Here is a 19,085-nt window from a genome sequence, read left to right as displayed (position 1 = left end):
ATAGTTGTAGCAACAACATCTCCGACAAACAGCAGTTTTGCTTCACTATGATTTACTATATTATAAACTTGCTCCGGTGTAAATTCATGCAAAACAGGAACAGCAACAGCTCCATACGTAAGTGTTGCAATAAAGGCTACAGCCCAGTTTGCACTATTACGGCCACAGATGGCAATTTTGTCACCTTTTACAACACCGCTGTTTTCAAACATTATATGCAACTTTTCAATTTTTCTTGCAACATCTTTATATTGAAGTGTTACACCTTGATAATCAGTTAAAGCATCTAAATCCCAATTATCAATAATGCTTTTCTCTATAAACGAATTAAAACTTGGTATTTTTCCATTGCACAAAAATAATAAATTTGTGCAAAGATAAATCATTACTTGCACATTTCAAAATTATTTGTGCAATTTTTCTGCAAAGTTAATTACAGTTATCAATAAATCTATCTTGATAAGATAAATATTGTAATTTTCAAAGATACATCTATTATCTAATATCAAATTCATACAATCAACGTCTATTAGGCTATAAATAAATCAAATGTTTACAATAGACAACAATCTGAACAACAGGCGAAACAGGCATTGCCGATTTAAAAGTATATAATATATAGAAATAACTCGATTTGAAAAAAAACATGTATATTTGCAAAGTGGAAATTATTAAAAGAATCATATTAATATCTCTTTTAGTCTTCTGTCTTATACCGTACAGAACAAAAGCTGAAACGACATCAGACTCGCTAATACTTCAACGAGTTCTGAAATACAAACAAAGTGTATCAGAAGAAGTAAAAGGAATCCACACAAATGTCTATTTAAGATATTATTTTAAAACAGATAAAAGAAACATAACATTGATGGCTATACCTTCCATGTATGCGATATCAAGAGGAAGGCGAGAATATGTAGGGGAAACATACAGCAATATATATATTAAAGACAATTACATTTCTGAAGCGACACGCCAATTAAATATTGGAACCATACCCCATCATAAAAATGCAATGACTACATTGCTGAAATATCTGATGCCGAATATTTATGATGTAACAATATTAGACAATCAAATTCTTTCTCCATTTAATACATATAATACAAAGCTATACAAATACGATATTACAAGTTTAACAGACAATCGTTCTGAAATTGTTTTCAGACCAAAACTCCACAATACACAAATGATAAGTGGTTCTGCAATTGTCGAAAGAACTACAGGTAGAATTATACGAATGCAATTTATGGGCGAATACGATATGGTGAAGTTTCATATAGACGTATTAATGGGCAAATATGGCATATACTCATTACTACCTAAGAAATGCGATATTGACGCCGTATTTCATTTTATAGGAAATAAAATTCATGCATCTTATCATTCGGTTTATGATAATCCTATCACCCTACCCGATTCAATAATAAATTCACACGACATCAAATTAATGGAAGAAATAAGGCCAGACACACTGCCTATCCACTTTAAAGATGCTTATATCAAATATGGCTATAATAACACAACTGATACAATCCAGAATGTCAAAGAAAACAAACGTTGGGACCAAGTTTTATGGGATGTTTTAGGTGATCACATTATCAATCGCACAAAAGGTAACTTTGGAACCAACAACCAGGGCGCTTTTAGAATATCTCCAATTTTAAATCCATTGGAATTAAGTTACAGCGGGCGAAAGGGTATAACATACAAATTAAAAATCAACGGCAGTTATAATTTTTCTTTAAATAAAGATATTTCTTTATCTTTTAATTCAGGATATTCGTTTAAACAGCATCAGCTATATTTCAGAATGCCTATCCGTTTTACATACAATAAGAGAAGAAATGGATATACAGAATTTGAAATTGGTAATGGAAATAGAATTACCAACTCCAGTATAGTAGACCAAATAAAAAATGAGACACTTGATTCCATCAATTGGGACAACATGAATTTAGACTATTTTAAAGATTTCTACTTTAAATTCAAAGCAAATTATGACTTATCGGATAAATGGAGCATACAACCTGGTATAATATATCACAAACGCTCTGCCGTTGATAAAACAGGCTTTGAACAAGCAAAAAGGCCTACAGAATATTATTCGTTTGCTCCATCATTACAAATACAATTCCGGCCATACGGATGGAACGGACCTATATTTACGACTGACTACGAAAGAGGAGTAAAAAATGTATTTAACTCTGATATGGAATATGAACGCTTTGAGTTCGATGCTTCATGGAAAAAACAATTCCATTCCCTGAAAGCAATTTCTCTTAGAGTTGGCAGTGGATTTTATACATCCAAAAGTAGAACATCATATTTCTTAGACTATACAAATTTCAGAGAAGAGAATATTCCTGGAGGATGGAATGACGATTGGACAGGTGAATTTCAATTATTAAACAGCAACTGGTATAATGCTTCGGAATATTATGTGCGAACAAATGCAACTTACGAATCGCCATTAATGTTATTGTCCCGAATACCATATGTAGGGCGACTGATGGAGATAGAACGTATATATGTAAACACACTCTTTGTTGAACATCTACATCCATATATAGAATGTGGATATGGGTTCACAAACAGATTTTTTTCTATGGGCTTATTTTTAGCGACTCGAAATGCTGATTTTGAAGGTATCGGATGTAGATTCGGATTTGAGTTGTTTAGAGACTGGTAACAATTAATATTTTAACATGAAACAATTAACAGTATATAAAGCTAGCGCCGGAAGCGGTAAAACATTCACCCTTGCCGTTGAATATATAAAACTCCTGATTAAGAATCCTATGAGTTTTAAGAACATTCTTGCTGTAACCTTTACCAATAAGGCTACAGAAGAAATGAAAATGCGAATATTAAGCCAGTTATATGGAATATGGAAAATGCTTCCTGATTCGCATCTTTATATGAAGGAAATAACAGAAAAGCTAAATATAAGCGAAGAACAAGCAAGCCGACAAGCCGGAATAGCCTTAAATAGCCTCGTTCATAATTACAACTATTTCAGAGTTGAGACGATAGACTCTTTCTTTCAGTCTGTATTACGTAATCTTGCACGCGAATTAGATTTAACAGCAAACCTAAAAATCGGCTTAAATGATTCTCAGGTAGAAGAAGAAGCAATAGATCAACTTATAGACTCACTGACAACAACAAGCCAATTATTACAATGGCTTATAAATTACATTTTTACCAACATAGATGAAAACAAAGGTTGGAATGTTATTGGTCAGATTAAATCATTTGGAAAAAACATTTTTCAAGATTACTACAAGTCAATCAGCGACAATCTAAATAAGATAATCACTGAGAATAATTTTTTTGATATATATATTAAGGAGCTAAAAGAAATCCGTAGTAATGCTAAAAAAAGCATGGCAGCATATGCAGACCGGTTTATAAATGAAACAACCAAGGCCGGATTAGACCCTAATACATCATTTGCATCAAAAGGCAAAGGCATATGCAGTTATTTCAAAAAACTTAAAACAGATGATTTCAGTGATGATAAATGTGTTAACAACACCTTGAAAAAATGCCTTGACAGTGCTGAAAGCTGGACGACCAAGACTAGTCCAGACAGGAATACTATTATATCATTAGTAAATGAAAGCTTAATGAAACTGCTACATGAAGCTGAAACAGAACGCTCAAAACAATGGAAGCTTTATGCAACAGTTGAGGTTACTCTGAAACACCTTAGTAAATTACGCCTTCTAAATAAAATTGAGAGTAAAGTAAGAGAATTAAATGAAGATGCCAACAGATTCCTGCTAAGTGACACTCAGTACCTGCTTCATTCACTCATCAAAGACAATGATTCTCCGTTCATATTTGAAAAAGCCGGATGCCAACTTGAACACATAATGATAGATGAATTTCAAGACACCAGTTCTGTTCAATGGCAAAATTTTAAAGTCCTGCTTAAAGAATGTATGAGTCATGGCTCAAATGATAATGACACCGTCAACAACCTCATTGTCGGAGATGTCAAACAAAGTATATACAGATGGCGTGCAGGAGACTGGCGCTTACTTAATAATATCAAGGAGCAATTTCCGTCTTCAAAGGAGCAGGTGGACGTGTGTTCACTTCAAACAAATTACAGATCTGAAAAAAACATCATTGATTTCAATAATGCTTTTTTCACTTTAGCTGCACAATATGAATACACACGTGGCCAAGAAATCGGACTTGACAGCAGTGCCAATGAAATCAAAACTGCGTATGGAGATGTTAAACAGAATGCAAGACAAGGAAAAGCCCAAGCCGGATATGTAAGATTAACACTGCTACCGAATGAAAATTATAATGATACGACGTTAGAATATATTGAAAGCAGCATAGATGAGATAATACAATCAGGTATGCCGTTGAATAAAACTGCAATATTATTTAGATACAATAAGTTGATACCAATTGTTGCAGACTATTTCATGGAAAAAAGACCCGACCTGACTTTTATAAGCGATGAAGCCTTCAGGCTAGATGCATCAAGTGCTGTTAATACAATTATGCTTGCCTTACAGTTACTCGTACATCCCGACGACATAATGTCAAAAGCTAATTTGGCTGTTATATATCAAAATACAATATTGAAAAAACGATCTGAATGTAAGTAAAATTCTCACAAGCTTCGTGTCTGAAACAGACAATGCTGATTCTTTTTTAACCGTCAAGCTATATTGACAATATGCAACAGCTCATCAAAAAGCCATTGTTTGACATTATTGAATTTATATATTCCACTTTTGAGCTTGAAAAGATGCATGAACAAGGTGCTTATATATGCGCTTTTTATGATCAGGTCTCTGATTTTATAAATAACAATTCAGGCAATATTGATAAATTCATCAATGAGTGGAATGAGAACATACATTCAAAAACAATTCAATGTGATGAAATTAACGGTATAAGACTTATAAGTATTCATAAGAGCAAAGGTCTGGAATATGATAATGTAATTATTCCATTCTGCGATTGGACTTTGGAAAACAGAAACACCACGTTATGGTGCAATCCGAAATATCAGCCATTTGACAAATTGCCGATAGTTCCTGTAGACTATAACAAAAAATTGCTCAATACAATATATGTTGATGATTATAAAAACGAATATTTACAAAACACTGTAGATAATCTCAACTTGCTATATGTTGCATTTACAAGAGCATGTAAGAACCTGTTTGTTATAGGAAAGAAAAACAATTCATCCAAAAGTATAAGGAACAGATCTGAGATATTAAACGATAACATAAAAGGATTGGCAGAGACATTACCCGGGGCTTCTATTTCCGGGATTGAACAGGAAAATGAGCCAACTATATTTGAGTATGGAGAACTTTGCTGTGATGAAGAGACAAAGTCTGTAAAAACAGAAAATGTTTTTATACAACAAACTTTGCCATATAAAGTAAATATGAAAACATCAAACTATGTGGCTAATTTCAGACAAAGTAATAAAAGTAATGATTTTATAAAATCTGAAAACGAAGAGAACGAACACGAACGTTATATAAAAATGGGTAGTATATTACACAAATTGTTTTCAATGATTCGTACTACCGATGATATAGACAATGTGTTAAAACAATTCGAATTCGATGGTGTACTTTATGATGATGATATAACGGCAGATAAAATGCGGAGTATGCTAGCAAAACGTTTATCTGATAAACAAGTAGCTGACTGGTTTGACTCACGTTGGACAGTATTTAACGAATGTAGCATTCTTGAATACGACAAAAATACTAACAAAGTTATTGAAAGGCGGCCAGATAGAGTAATTACAGACGGCACCAGAATGAAAGTTATTGACTTTAAATTTGGCAAACCTTGTAATGAATATATAAATCAAGTAAAACAATATATGTCTCTACTAAAATCAATGGGGTATCAAAATGTTGAAGGATATCTGTGGTTTGTTTATTCAAACAAGGTCAACAAGGTGGAATAATACATTTCGCATTCACTCTCATCATTTGTAACTAATACAACGGAAGTAACATGAAGAAATTTTTAGAATACGTAGCAGAAGACATCGTAAATAAATATGGCACTAATTTGTCAAATATAGCAGTTGTGTTTCCTAATAAACGTGCATCAATATTCTTGAACGAACAGCTTGCCATAAAAGCCGGCCGTCCTTTATGGTCACCAGCATATATTACTATCAGCGACTTTTTTCGTCAGCATTCATCGCTGTTAATTGGAGATCCAATAAAACTTATATGCGAGATACATAAAAGTTTTACTGAATGTACCCAAATAGACGAATCGCTAGATCATTTTTATGGATGGGGACAATTGCTATTGGCTGATTTTGACGACATAGACAAGAATATGGCTGATGCCTCAAATGTGTTCAAGAACATTAAAGACATCCATGAATTAGACGACATTTCATATCTTACAGATGAACAAAAAGGGATTCTGCATAAATTTTTCAGTAATTTCACGACAGACAATGAATCTGAACTGAAAAAACGCTTCTTAAAATTATGGGGACATTTCGAGGATATATATAACAACTACAAAGCAAGACTCCGTGAACAAAATATTGCATACGAAGGAATGCTGTATAGAGAAGTTGCCCAACTGGATATTGATTATAAATATGACAAATATCTGTTTGTCGGATTTAATATGGTTCAAAAGGTTGAGCAAAAAATATTCTCAAATTTACAGAAAAAAAATAGAGCTGGTTTTTATTGGGACTTTGATTCGTTTTATATGCCGCCAAATAAAAACGAAGCCGGTCACTATATTGAAAAATACCTTAAAGACTTTCCTAATGAGCTTAACTCGTCTGACAAAAGTATCTATAATAACTTGTCTGCAGGCAAAAGAATTATATATGCTAACGCATCCACTGAAAACATTCAGGCAAGATACGTAAGTGACTGGTTGAAAGAAGAAGAAAGATATAAAGATGGTAAAAATACTGCAATAGTTTTATGTGACGAGTCTCTTTTACCAACAATCATACACTGCATACCCAAAGAAGTTGAATGCGTAAACATTACTTCTGGCTATCCACTTTTTCAGACACCAGTTTCATCGTTTGTTCTACAGCTACTCGATCTTAAATTAAAAGGCTATTCACACAACAAGAACAGATACCAGCTTCATTATGTAGCTCAGATTTTGTCGCATCCTTATGCACAATATATATCAGAAAAATGCTCGGACCTATTGAATGAACTAAAAGAAAAGAACATTTATTATCCAACATTTCAGATTCTTGACAAAGATGAATTTACAAAACATCTGTTTGAGCTACAGAATAACAATAACGATTTGATGCAATGGCTTATGGACATCTTGAAACGAGTTGCCATAAATATGGGCAATACAGACAAAGACCCATTGTTTCAAGAGTCGATATTCAGAATGTACACATTATGCAATAGATTAAATGAACTGGTCAAGTCAGGCGACCTTGATGTGGACGTAATAACATTGCAAAAGCTTATCGTGCAACTGATCAACTCAACCTCTATTCCATTTCATGGTGAGCCAGCAGAAGGCATCCAAGTTATGGGTATACTTGAAACCAGGAATCTGGATTTTGAGCATGTACTGATTCTCTCATGTAATGAGGGAAATATGCCAAAAGGCATAACGGACTCGTCCTTTATACCTTATTCGATAAGAAAGGCATACGAACTGACAACGGTAGATAACAAAGTAGCCATTTATGCATATTATTTCTACAATTTGATACAGAGAGCCTCTGACGTTACAATTGTATACAACAACTCAACAGAAGACGGACACACAGGTGAAATGAGCCGATTTATGCTTCAACTTATGACAGACGGTAACTTTGACATCAAGCGCATATCCCTAAAAACAGATCAACAGCTGGTATATTCAAAGCCTAATATAATTGCCAAGGATGAAACCATTGTCAATATATTAAACTCGATGAAATTTATTTCACCGACATCAATAAACAGATATATGCGTTGTCCGCTGCAATTTTACTTTTACAATATTGCCCAGATTAAAGAACTTGATGAAAGTGACGAAATGGACAACAGGATGTTTGGTAATATATTCCATGGAGCTGCAGAAATATTATACCGGAAATATCTTAACGCAGAAAACCACATCATTACAAAAGAAACCATTAATAAAGCATTGGAAGACAAATCGTTAATTGGAAGGATTGTTGATGAGGCCTTTACTGATATATACTTTAAGCAAGAATATAATGACAACAATAACAAATCGTTTTATAATGGTCTGCAGCTGATTAATCGAGAAGTAATAATAAGGTATCTGAAAAGATTAATTGAAATTGACTCAGCATTGGCACCATTTACTATCATTGGGATTGAAAATGACGTCTATGAGGATATTAAATTTGTTGCAAATGGTGACGAACGTAAGATATGCATAGGCGGACGCATAGACAGAATGGACAAAATTGTTGATAAAGAAAATAATACAGAAAAAATAAGAATTGTTGACTATAAGACAGGAAGCAGTAATCTAAAAGATGCGAAATCATTGGACGACATATTCATACGTCCGCTAAATACAGAAATACACGCAGACTATTATCTGCAAATAATGCTATATTCGTTAATAGTTAGAGGCAATAAGAAATATAACAGCAGCAGTTTGCCTGTAAGTCCTGCACTGCTTTTTATACAGCACTCTTCAGAAGAAGGATATAATCCGATAATATCAATAAACAAGAATAAGATTAACGATATATCTGAATATCTGCCGGATTTTTTGGAGAATGTCAAGTCTATATTGTCTGAAATATTTGACATTGCTACTCCATTTAAGCCTACAACAGAAAGAAAAACATGTGAAAACTGTCCGTATGCACGCTTGTGCAACTGCTAAAATTCTACATGAAGATACTTCAAAAAACGAATACTATTACAAATATCCCAGACGACATATACGTTAAACTGTCATCTGGGATATTTTTGAGTTACTATATCAATAAACTTAGTGCATAGATTCATCAACAAATGACAATGGCAACAAATCTTTTATGCTGTCAATAACATAAATGCCATCTGTTCCACAAAGTAATATCTTTATGTTACGTTGGTATCTTTGCTCCATTTCTAATATTACTTGCCGGCAAGAACCACAAGGCGAAACAGGAGTTTTAACCAGTCCTTCTATATTTTTTGCAGCGATTGCAATGGCTGTTATCGCCAACTCTGGATGATTAGACTGAGCATTAAATATCGCAGCACGTTCAGCACACATAGTAACGGGAAATGCAGCATTTTCCTGATTGGCCCCAATCACGATAGTACCATCCTCAAGCCTCAACGCAGCCCCCACCTTAAAGTGGGAATAAGGTGAATATGATTTGTCTGTAGCTTCAATAGCATGTTTTACCAATGCTTTTGACATATCATCAAGTTCTTCAAATTTTAACAGACTTAATTCTGATTTTATAATGATTTTTTCCATGTCTACGTTTATATTTATTCATTTTCGTTGTTTGTCGGATCTTTAAAATATTCATAGCAACCAACATCCGGGAGTTCATCTCTTTGTCTTCCGTCACGGTCTTCAGGCAAGGAATATTCTATCGCAGCAGTGTTTATAGCCGGAGATTTTTCGTTCAGATGAAAGTCATACCTCTGTTTGTCTATATCAACTAAAACAAAGTTTTCTTCTCCTGATACAGCTGAAGTGTCCTCAACATTCTCGAAAGCCACATTAATTATATTCTCATCGTCCGTAACTTCTGGTGTACGCAATAATGAGTTCACAAATCTATAATTAAACTCTTTCGTTTCATCATCCATCTTCGCACCAGTTATTACATCGTTTGCATAGCCAGTAACAATACTATTCAGACAATCCATCTTTAACAACGGCATATAACGTTCACCCTGAAAATTAGAATAATACAGAGCAGCTCCGCGATTAGAGTCAAATGGATAAAACTGTGCCAATGTACATTGTTGTATTATTGCACTGCCGCCAAATATTGCCACACAATCATTTAAGGTATTGGTTATTTGGCTGTTACGTATCTCTATTGAACAATTTTCAGATTTAACGCCATATCCCTGACAATTATGAACTGTACTATTAAGTAATTGAAGTTTAACCTTCGATACATCAGAAGAGTCACAAACAATACCATTAAATGTGCTATGAATGTCTGTATAGCAGATTTTATTATCGTAAGAAGAACCATAGAAACGGATTCCCTGCCACTGACCACTGACATTATCGTAAGGAAGATAGTCAAACATGTTATCCAGTCTGTCACCACGAAGCACAATATTTCTATCTGCCGTACCTTCAGATATCATACGGCCATATATATTAATTCCGGCATCACCATGAAAATACAAAGTTGTTCCGGCTGCTATATTCAATGTAGCACAGCTGTCAACCGTCAGTCCACCATAAATTACAGTCGGTTTAGAGTCTGTTCCGATAGTAGTGTCATTTTGCACATACACATTCTTCAGTAAATTGGCATCCCACGTATAAGCGTTTAAAGCAACCTTCTGCTCTACCCCACTTTCCAAAAGGAAAACAAGCTCATCCTCGAGCAGTTGAGGCTCCTGCTTTCCGTTTTCCGGAGATGTTAATTCAACAAATACCCTTATACTGTCATTTTTACGGATCTCTACGTCAGAAATTTGATACCCTGACGTCGGGCTAAGGTATTCTCCGTCAACATTTATTCTAAATCCAGTCTGGTTTCCACGAGCTAATCTAACCTTTGTACATCGTATCCCGTCGCCAGCCTTATTATAAACCCAAAATGTACGTGTAGAAGTTGGAACCGTTGAAAAAATGGTATCCATACTTATCGTATCAGTTGAAAATGTCAATATGTCAGATTTTGACAATGAAAAAGAATCATCGTCTGTACACGACACAAACAGACAAAGAAAACTTATTAGTGAAATAATATTTTTTATCTTCATGATTATATAACGATGTTTGAAATATTATATTGCACTTAATTTGAAAGAAATTATTTCATTCCTTATAGAACATTATTTCACAAAATAACAATAAATCCTTGTTCTTGCTTATTCAACATTATCAATGTCCCTATTAAAGGGGGCACCGAATAAATACATACGACTTGAAATGACAAATACAGCAGTAACAGACTTATGTTTTTCTGTATGTAATTCATTATTTATGACAAGCGCAAATCTGTATATTATCATTTATGCTTCACTATACATCTTCTAATAAAAAACATTTCTGCCTTTTCTTCGAAAGAAACCAATGAAATACATCCATTAAACAAATGACTTTTGGATTAAAAACAACTGATTTATGGGCAAAAACTCAATCACTAATAATCTGAAAGGCATACGCGTATTTATATTAATAAAACGGATATATACAAACCGAAACAATCCTTTTTAATACAAAATCAGCTTTATTTGTTATAATTTTTTACAACTAAAAAAGTATTAGACAAATAAAGATTAAGTATACATCTAAATTTATAAATCAAATTATATGCACGACACACATTCAAAATAAAGACGATAATGCATTAATGAAAAGCTCCATTACATAACCAAGCCCAAGCAAACCATTGATAATAAAGAAGTACTCTCTATACATAAATAATATAGGGGCAACATCATGAAAATGACTTGCCCCTATATTAAATAATATTTAAATTACAAAGAAATCAATCTGTTCCTTCTATCTTAAACGACAGGCTATCTTTATCTGGATTCTTATCTATTAAGATAACGTCATTATCTTTTAATTTTCCATCCAATATCAATTCACAAAGCCCATCCTCAATATAGTTCTGTATTGCTCGTTTCAAAGGTCTTGCGCCAAATTGCACATCATAGCCTTTTGAGGCAACAAACTCTTTTGCAGCATTTGAAATCTTTATGTTACAACCAAGTTCCTTGATTCTGCCGACAAGCCCCTTTAACTCTATGTCTATAATTCTTTTTATAGCCTCAAGATCCAATTGGTCAAATGTTATAATCTCATCAAGACGATTCAAGAATTCAGGACTAAACTGCTTACTCAAACTTTTTTGTATTATGCTTCTAGCATATTCTTTGTCGGTTTCATTGATGTTTTCACTGCTAAAGCCACCTGCATTGAAACCTATACCGCGTCCAAATTCTTTTAATTGACGAGTTCCAGCATTACTTGTCATGATTATCACCGTATTACGGAAATCTATCAAGCGGCCATTACCGTCTGTCAGACGTCCTTCATCAAGAACCTGCAATAACATATTGAACACATTGCCGTGTGCCTTCTCAATCTCATCAAGCAATACAATTGAATATGGATGACGTCTTACTTTCTCTGTAAGTTGTCCGCCTTCTTCATATCCTACATATCCCGGAGGAGCGCCAACTAATCGAGACGTATTAAAGCTCTCGCTGTATTCGCTCATGTCAACACGGATCAACGCATCAGAACTGCCAAACATATGCTCAGCCAGTTTCTTCGCCAAATATGTCTTACCGACACCCGTTGGTCCCAAAAACATAAACGCTCCTATCGGATGATTTTTCTCTTTCAGACCAACCCTGTTACGCTGTATAGCCTTAACCATCTTTTCGATAGCCTTATCTTGAGCAACTACAACAGCTTTCAAATCATTAGCCATATTTTTGAGCCTTGCACTTTCGGCCTCAGCCATCCGTTGTACAGGCACACCTGTTATCATTGACACTACCTCTGTAACATCATTCTCTGTTATTTCATCTCGAGTGCCAATCTCATTATTTGCCCATTTTTCCTGAAGTTCAGAAAGTTCAGCTTCCAATTCTGTCTGCTTATCCCTGTAACTTGCAGCCAGCTCAAAGTTCTGATTTCTTACCGCAGCCTGCTTCTTCCCTTTGATAAAATTAATTTCTTTTTCCTTTTCACTTATCTCAGGAGGCATTTGTGTGTGCCGCAGATGCACACGTGCACCCACCTCATCAAGAACATCAATAGCCTTATCAGGAAAGAACCTGTCTGTTACATACCTTTCTGTCAATTTGACACACGCCAATATGGCATCGTTAGTATAAGAAACATGATGGTGATTCTCGTAACGCTCTTTTATATTATTCAAGATGGTTATTGTTTCATCAGACGTTGTCGGTTCCACAATAACCTTCTGAAACCTTCGTTCCAAAGCTCCGTCCTTCTCGATAGAATTACGATATTCACTTAATGTCGTTGCTCCAATGCACTGAATAGTGCCACGTGCTAATGCCGGTTTCAATATATTGGCGGCATCCATTGAACCCGGAGTAGAACCGGCTCCTATAAGCGTATGTATCTCATCTATAAAAATAACGACGTCAGGATTCTGCTCTATTTCCTTAATCAGTGCGCGTATACGTTCCTCAAATTGTCCACGATACTTTGTGCCTGCAACAATAGCAGTCATATCAAGACTAATTATACGCTTATTGAATAGGACTGGTGATGTATGATGCTTGTTAATAAGCTGAGCCAGACCTTCAACTATTGCGCTTTTACCTACACCAGGTTCTCCAATCAAGATTGGATTGTTCTTCTTTCTACGACACAAGATTTCTACAACGCGCTGAATCTCACGCTCACGGCCTACAACAGGATCCAATTTTCCTTCCGAGGCGCATTTAGTCAAATCGGTTCCAAAGTTATCTAGCACTGGCGTTTTTCCTTGGCTTCTATGTACACCAGTTGCAGTACTCTGCGGATTTGATTTCTGTGAATTACCGCCATTAATACTAAGCATGCCGTCCTCATCTTCATCCTTATCAGGCATGTCAATCCCATCATTTGTCATATAACCTGATTTATTCTGAAAATAGGTTAACGCATCTTCATAACTCATATTATTAAACTCTAACACCTCTTTTGCTCCATTATTTGCATGATCATGTAAAATCGCCAACAATAAATGCTGTTCATCAACCATTTGCATAGACTGAATACGGGCCTCCAAAACAGCAAGTTTTAAAATATTACTGGCCTTTTCATTCAACACAAGCTCATGAGTATTTAAAGGTTGCATAAAATCATCTTCACGCACCTTCTGTTCCAACTCGGTTTTTATTGACTGATAGTTTATATCTAATTTCAAAAATAATTCATGCACAGGGCCCGTCTTGTCACGAAGTATACCAAGCAGCAAATGCTCCGGACCAACAGACCTGCTGGCTAACCTGGCAGCCTCTTCTCTGCTAAACGCTAGAATTTGAGACACTTTTGGTGAAAATTGACTGGTCATTTTATATATATTCTTATTTACAATAATTTTACGATGCAAAGATAAACATTTTATCACAAACAAATATTATGCCATATTTCATTTTTAATTATAAGCGCGCAGATTTTAGCATTCAAAATAAAAAACATATATCCTCTTTAATATTTAACAATAACTATTTTGCAATCATTTTAAATAGTTATTAATAAAATAATCATAAATCAATAAAATCTCTCATTTCTTAAAAATACATAATACAAAATTTGTTTTTGTATGATTTTTTATTAACTTTGCGCCCATATTACAAAAGAATTATGGCAACAAAATTATTAACACCTGATTATATTTTTGAATCTAGTTGGGAAGTTTGCAATAAGGTCGGAGGTATATATACAGTTCTTTCAACAAGAGCAAAAACCCTACAGAATCTTCTGAAAGACAAAATTATTTTTATCGGTCCTGATGTTTTTATTAACGATAATCCTTATTTCATAGAAGACAACAAACTGTTTTCTGAATGGCATGAACAAGCCAACAAAGAAGGTCTTGTTATTAAAATTGGAAGATGGAATATACCAGGACTACCTATTGCAATATTGGTAAACTTCAATCAATATTATAAAGATAAAAACAATATTTATACATGGACATGGGAACATTTTCAGGTAGACAGTCTACATGCCTATGGTGATTATGACGAAGCGTCTATGTTCTCATATGCAGCTGCCAAGGTAGTTGAAAGTTTCTATAATTTTTATCTTGACGATTCTCAAAGGGTCATATATCATGCAAATGAATGGATGACCGGGTTAGGACTTCTGTACTTAAGCTACAAGATACCACAAATTGCAACAATATTCACCACTCATGCCACGAGTATAGGAAGAAGTATTGCAGGAAACAATAAGCCGTTATATGATTATTTGTTTGCCTATAATGGTGATCAAATGGCTAACGAGCTTAACATGCAAAGCAAACATTCAATTGAGAAACAAACTGCTAAATACACTGACTGCTTTACCACTGTAAGTGAAATTACTGCAAATGAATGTAAAGAACTTCTGGATAAGCCTGTAGACGTTATCTTGCCCAATGGCTTTGAAAATGATTTTGTACCCAAAGGCGCAGAGTTTACCAGAAAAAGGAATATTGCCCGCAAACATGTTCTAAACATTGCGAATGCATTACTCGGAACAGACTTAGACGACGACACACTCATTGTATCAACTAGTGGACGATATGAGTTCAGGAACAAAGGAGTTGATGTATACATAGAAGCAATGAACAGGTTGCTTAGAGATAATCGTCTGAATAAAAAAATACTTGCATTCATCGAAGTTCCCGGATGGGTTGGTGAACCTCGCGAAGACTTAAAAGAACGTATTAAGTCACAAAAGAAATACAACGAGCCATTACCAGTACCAATGATAACACACTGGCTTCAAAATATGAGTCAGGACAATGTCTTAGGAATGTTGAAATTCTTAGACATGCAAAACAGGTATGAAGATAAAGTAAAATTAATATTTCTGCCTTGCTATCTTAATGGCAATGATGGTATTTTCAACATGAAATATTACGACCTCGTATTAGGAAATGACCTTTGCGTTTATCCTTCATACTACGAACCCTGGGGATATACTCCATTGGAGGCAATTGCATTTAAGGTTCCATGCATAACATCTGATTTAGCAGGTTTTGGACTTTGGGCAAATGCCGAATTTGGAAGATATGGAGAAATTACTGACGGCGTAAAAGTTATTCACCGTACAGATTACAATTATTCTGAAGTTGCTGATAAGATAAAAGATACAATTGTAGAATTCTCCAATATGTCCGACAGCGAGATTAAGAAAGCCAGAAACAATGCAGAAAAGCTGTCTAAAAAAGCATTATGGAGCAATTTTATAAAATACTATTACCAAGCATATGACTTTGCGCTCAGACGAGCAGAAGCAAGAAAGCATTAAATCAATTTGTAAATTACATAAATTAAATAAACAATGAAAATTAAAGCAGACTATGTCAACGCTCCACAATGGAGAGAACTGACTGTAAAATCAAGATTACCTGAACAATTAAAGTGTTTAGATGAACTTGCTCATAACATGTGGTGGGCATGGAACTACGAAGCAAGAGATTTATGGCGCAGCTTAGATGAAAAATTGTACGAAGAAGTTGGTCATAATCCTGTTTTATTGCTCGAACGTCTTAGCTATGACAGAAAAGAAGAAATTGTCAAGGATAAGACAATAATGAAAAAAGTTAAGGACGTATATTCACTGTTCCGTAAATATATGGACGTTAAACCAAATACAAAACGTCCTTCTGTTGCATATTTCAGCATGGAGTATGGTCTTAACCAAGTTCTTAAGATATATTCAGGCGGTCTAGGAATGTTAGCCGGTGATTATCTGAAAGAAGCATCTGACAGCAATGTTGATATGTGTGCCGTAGGATTCCTTTATCGCTATGGATATTTCAAGCAGTCCCTCAGCATGGACGGACAGCAGATTGCAAACTACGAAGCTCAAAACTTCAACTCACTTCCTATTGTTCGCCAACTTGATGCCGAAGGCAATCCCTTGGTTGTAGATGTTCCATATATGAACTATCAAGTTCATGCTTATGTATGGAGAGTTAATGTTGGTAGAATTCCGCTTTACCTACTTGATACAGATAACGAAATGAACTCTGATTTTGACAAACCAATAACCCACTCTCTTTACGGTGGTGACTGGGAGAACCGTCTGAAACAAGAGATTCTGTTAGGTATAGGAGGTATTTTAACTCTTAAAAAACTAGGTATAAAGAAACAAATATACCACTGCAACGAAGGACATGCAGCATTATGCAACCTTCAGCGTCTTTGTGACTATGTACAAAGCGGACTCTCTTTCAATCAGGCAATAGAGTTGGTTAGAGCCTCATCACTTTACACTGTTCATACTCCAGTTCCTGCCGGTCATGACTATTTTGACGAAGGTCTGTTTGGCAAATATATGGGCGGTTACCCCTCAATACTTGGCATCACATGGGATGAATTTATTGGCATGGGACGCACTAATCCTGATGACCACAACGAAAAATTCTGTATGTCAACATTCGCCTGCAACACTTGTCAGGAAGTGAATGGTGTAAGTAAGCTCCATGGATGGGTCAGCCAGAAGATGTTCTCAGGAATATGGAAAGGTTATTATCCGGAGGAAAACCACGTTGGTTACGTTACCAATGGTGTTCACTTCCCCACATGGGCAGCAACAGAATGGCGTAAGCTATATGCCAAATATTTTGACTCAGCTTTCATGTCTGACCAAAGCAATGAAAGCATATGGCATGCAATATACAAAGTTCCAGATAATGTCATTTGGGACACACGCATGGTATTAAAGAAGAAACTTACAGATTATATTCGCGATAAATTCCGTGAAACATGGCTAAAGAATCAAGGAGATCCTTCAAGAGTTGTTTCTTTGCTTGAAAAGATCAATCCAAATGCCTTGATGATTGGTTTCTGCAGAAGATTTGCTACATATAAGCGTGCACACCTTCTGTTTACTGACCTCGACCGTCTGGCAAAAATTGTCAACAATCCAGAGCGTCCTGTTCAATTCCTGTTCTCAGGAAAAGCCCATCCTGCAGATGGCGCAGGCCAAGGTCTTATAAAGAAGATTTTCGAAATTAGCCAACGTCCTGAATTCTTAGGAAAAATTATCTTCCTCGAGGATTATGACATGCAGCTTGCACGCCGCCTGGTTTCAGGTGTTGATATATGGATGAACACACCGACACGTCCTCTTGAAGCATCTGGTACATCTGGTGAAAAAGCTGAAATGAACGGTGTTGTCAATTTGTCTGTTTTGGACGGCTGGTGGCTCGAAGGATATCGTGAAGGAGCCGGCTGGGCACTTACAGAGAAACGTACATACAAGAATCAAGGCTACCAAGACCAACTTGATGCTGCAACGATCTACGGATTATTGGAAAATGAAATCATACCTTTATACTATAACAAGAATGAAAACGGATATAGTGAAGGTTGGATTAAAGTGATAAAGAACTCTATCGCAAAAATTGCTCCTCATTATACCATGAAGAGACAATTGGATGATTATTACGAAAAGTTCTATACAAAAGAAGCTATCCGTTTCGAGAAACTTGCAGCAAATGATAATCGTTTAGCAAAAGACATTGCACAATGGAAAGAAAGCGTAGCTGAACGTTGGGACTCAATACATGTTGTATCAAAAGAATCTATGTTCCCCAACACTGGTTTAGAAACAGGAGTTACATACAAAATTAGATACGTAATTGACGAACAGGGCTTAAATGACGCAATAGGACTTGAATTTGTTTCATTAACTGTTGACAATAATGGCGAAGACCGTATTTCAAATGTATTCCCATTCAAGTTAATCGGACATGAAGGCAACCTTTACACATTTGAAGCTACAGTAGAGGCATCAGAAGCAGGCACATACAAGACTGCCGTCAGAATGTATCCAAAGAATTCTGCCCTGCCTCACCGTCAAGACTTCTGTTATGTAAAATGGCTTGATTAATAATCATTTGCCTATAAGCGACATTATGTAATTTTTATTACATATATAACTAAAGATAAATCTCCTTAACTAATGACATTTTTTTGTCAATAGTTAAGGAGATTATTTATTATACTTTGTCCAAGTTCCACATCAAATAATCCATTTAATCATCCCTAAAAATTCTTACGAGACATCATCCTGGACAGCATCTCTTATATTTTTTGAAGCATGCAACAAAGAGCTTTCATGGCTCTTTTGAAGTTATAGGCTGCAGCCGCCATAAGCACGTTTACAATATCTCCCACCACACCCTTATAAAAGTT

10 protein-coding genes are annotated in these 19,085 nt (G+C 35.3%); 6 read left to right on the top strand and 4 right to left on the bottom strand.

Translation table 11 applies throughout. The features are described from left to right. A partial coding sequence (locus ACU52_RS05565; RefSeq protein ID WP_147630782.1) for an AMP-binding protein occupies positions 1–386 on the bottom strand: 386 nt, incomplete at its 3' end. A 275-nt stretch (positions 387–661) separates the two neighbouring features. Here ACU52_RS05565 and ACU52_RS05560 point away from each other — a divergent pair. From ACU52_RS05560 to ACU52_RS05550, 4 genes are all read left to right on the top strand, one after another. Further along, positions 662–2,692 carry a DUF5686 family protein gene (locus tag ACU52_RS05560; RefSeq protein WP_053398060.1) on the top strand — a complete coding sequence of 677 codons (2,031 nt, stop codon included), beginning with the start codon at positions 662–664 and terminating at the stop codon, positions 2,690–2,692. 16 nt (positions 2,693–2,708) lie between these two features. After that, positions 2,709–4,637, top strand: a complete 1,929-nt coding sequence (locus ACU52_RS15815; RefSeq protein ID WP_316936647.1) for a UvrD-helicase domain-containing protein — start codon at positions 2,709–2,711, stop codon at positions 4,635–4,637. A 71-nt stretch (positions 4,638–4,708) separates the two neighbouring features. Beyond that, on the top strand, positions 4,709–5,971 hold the full coding sequence (locus tag ACU52_RS15810; RefSeq protein WP_316936646.1) for a 3'-5' exonuclease: 1,263 nt from the start codon (positions 4,709–4,711) through the stop codon (positions 5,969–5,971). Positions 5,972–6,021: 50 nt separating this feature from the next. Then, entirely contained in the window at positions 6,022–8,880 is a 2,859-nt protein-coding gene (locus tag ACU52_RS05550) for a PD-(D/E)XK nuclease family protein (RefSeq protein WP_053398059.1), read from the top strand. Between the two features lie 108 nt (positions 8,881–8,988). On the opposite strand, the gene cdd is transcribed toward ACU52_RS05550, so the two are convergent. The 3 genes from cdd to ACU52_RS05535 all read right to left on the bottom strand — a co-directional run bounded on the left by cdd (position 8,989) and on the right by ACU52_RS05535 (position 14,239). Further along, complete coding sequence (gene cdd, locus ACU52_RS05545) at positions 8,989–9,468, bottom strand: cytidine deaminase (RefSeq protein ID WP_053398058.1); 480 nt, start codon at positions 9,466–9,468, stop codon at positions 8,989–8,991. Positions 9,469–9,482: 14 nt separating this feature from the next. Then, on the bottom strand, positions 9,483–10,829 hold the full coding sequence (locus tag ACU52_RS05540) for a right-handed parallel beta-helix repeat-containing protein (protein ID WP_316936645.1): 1,347 nt from the start codon (positions 10,827–10,829) through the stop codon (positions 9,483–9,485). Positions 10,830–11,683: 854 nt separating this feature from the next. Continuing rightward, positions 11,684–14,239, bottom strand: coding sequence for an ATP-dependent Clp protease ATP-binding subunit (locus tag ACU52_RS05535; protein WP_053398056.1), 2,556 nt, complete (start codon positions 14,237–14,239; stop codon positions 11,684–11,686). 293 nt (positions 14,240–14,532) lie between these two features. Between ACU52_RS05535 and ACU52_RS05530 the strand changes: the two genes are divergently transcribed. Together ACU52_RS05530 and glgP are read left to right on the top strand one after the other, a co-directional pair. After that, positions 14,533–16,188 (top strand): glycogen/starch synthase, encoded by a 1,656-nt coding sequence (locus ACU52_RS05530; protein WP_053398055.1) that lies wholly within the window; start codon positions 14,533–14,535, stop codon positions 16,186–16,188. 33 nt (positions 16,189–16,221) lie between these two features. Next, a complete protein-coding gene (glgP, locus tag ACU52_RS05525; protein ID WP_053398054.1) occupies positions 16,222–18,780 on the top strand; it encodes an alpha-glucan family phosphorylase in 2,559 nt (852 codons plus the stop codon). Positions 18,781–19,085 lie beyond the last annotated feature (305 nt).

Origin of the sequence: Xylanibacter rarus (assembly GCF_001275135.1) — a bacterium.
Taxonomy (GTDB): domain Bacteria; phylum Bacteroidota; class Bacteroidia; order Bacteroidales; family Bacteroidaceae; genus Prevotella; species Prevotella rara.
The sequence above is the reverse complement of the archived record's forward strand: the minus strand, read 5'-3'. Positions and strand labels throughout refer to the sequence as shown.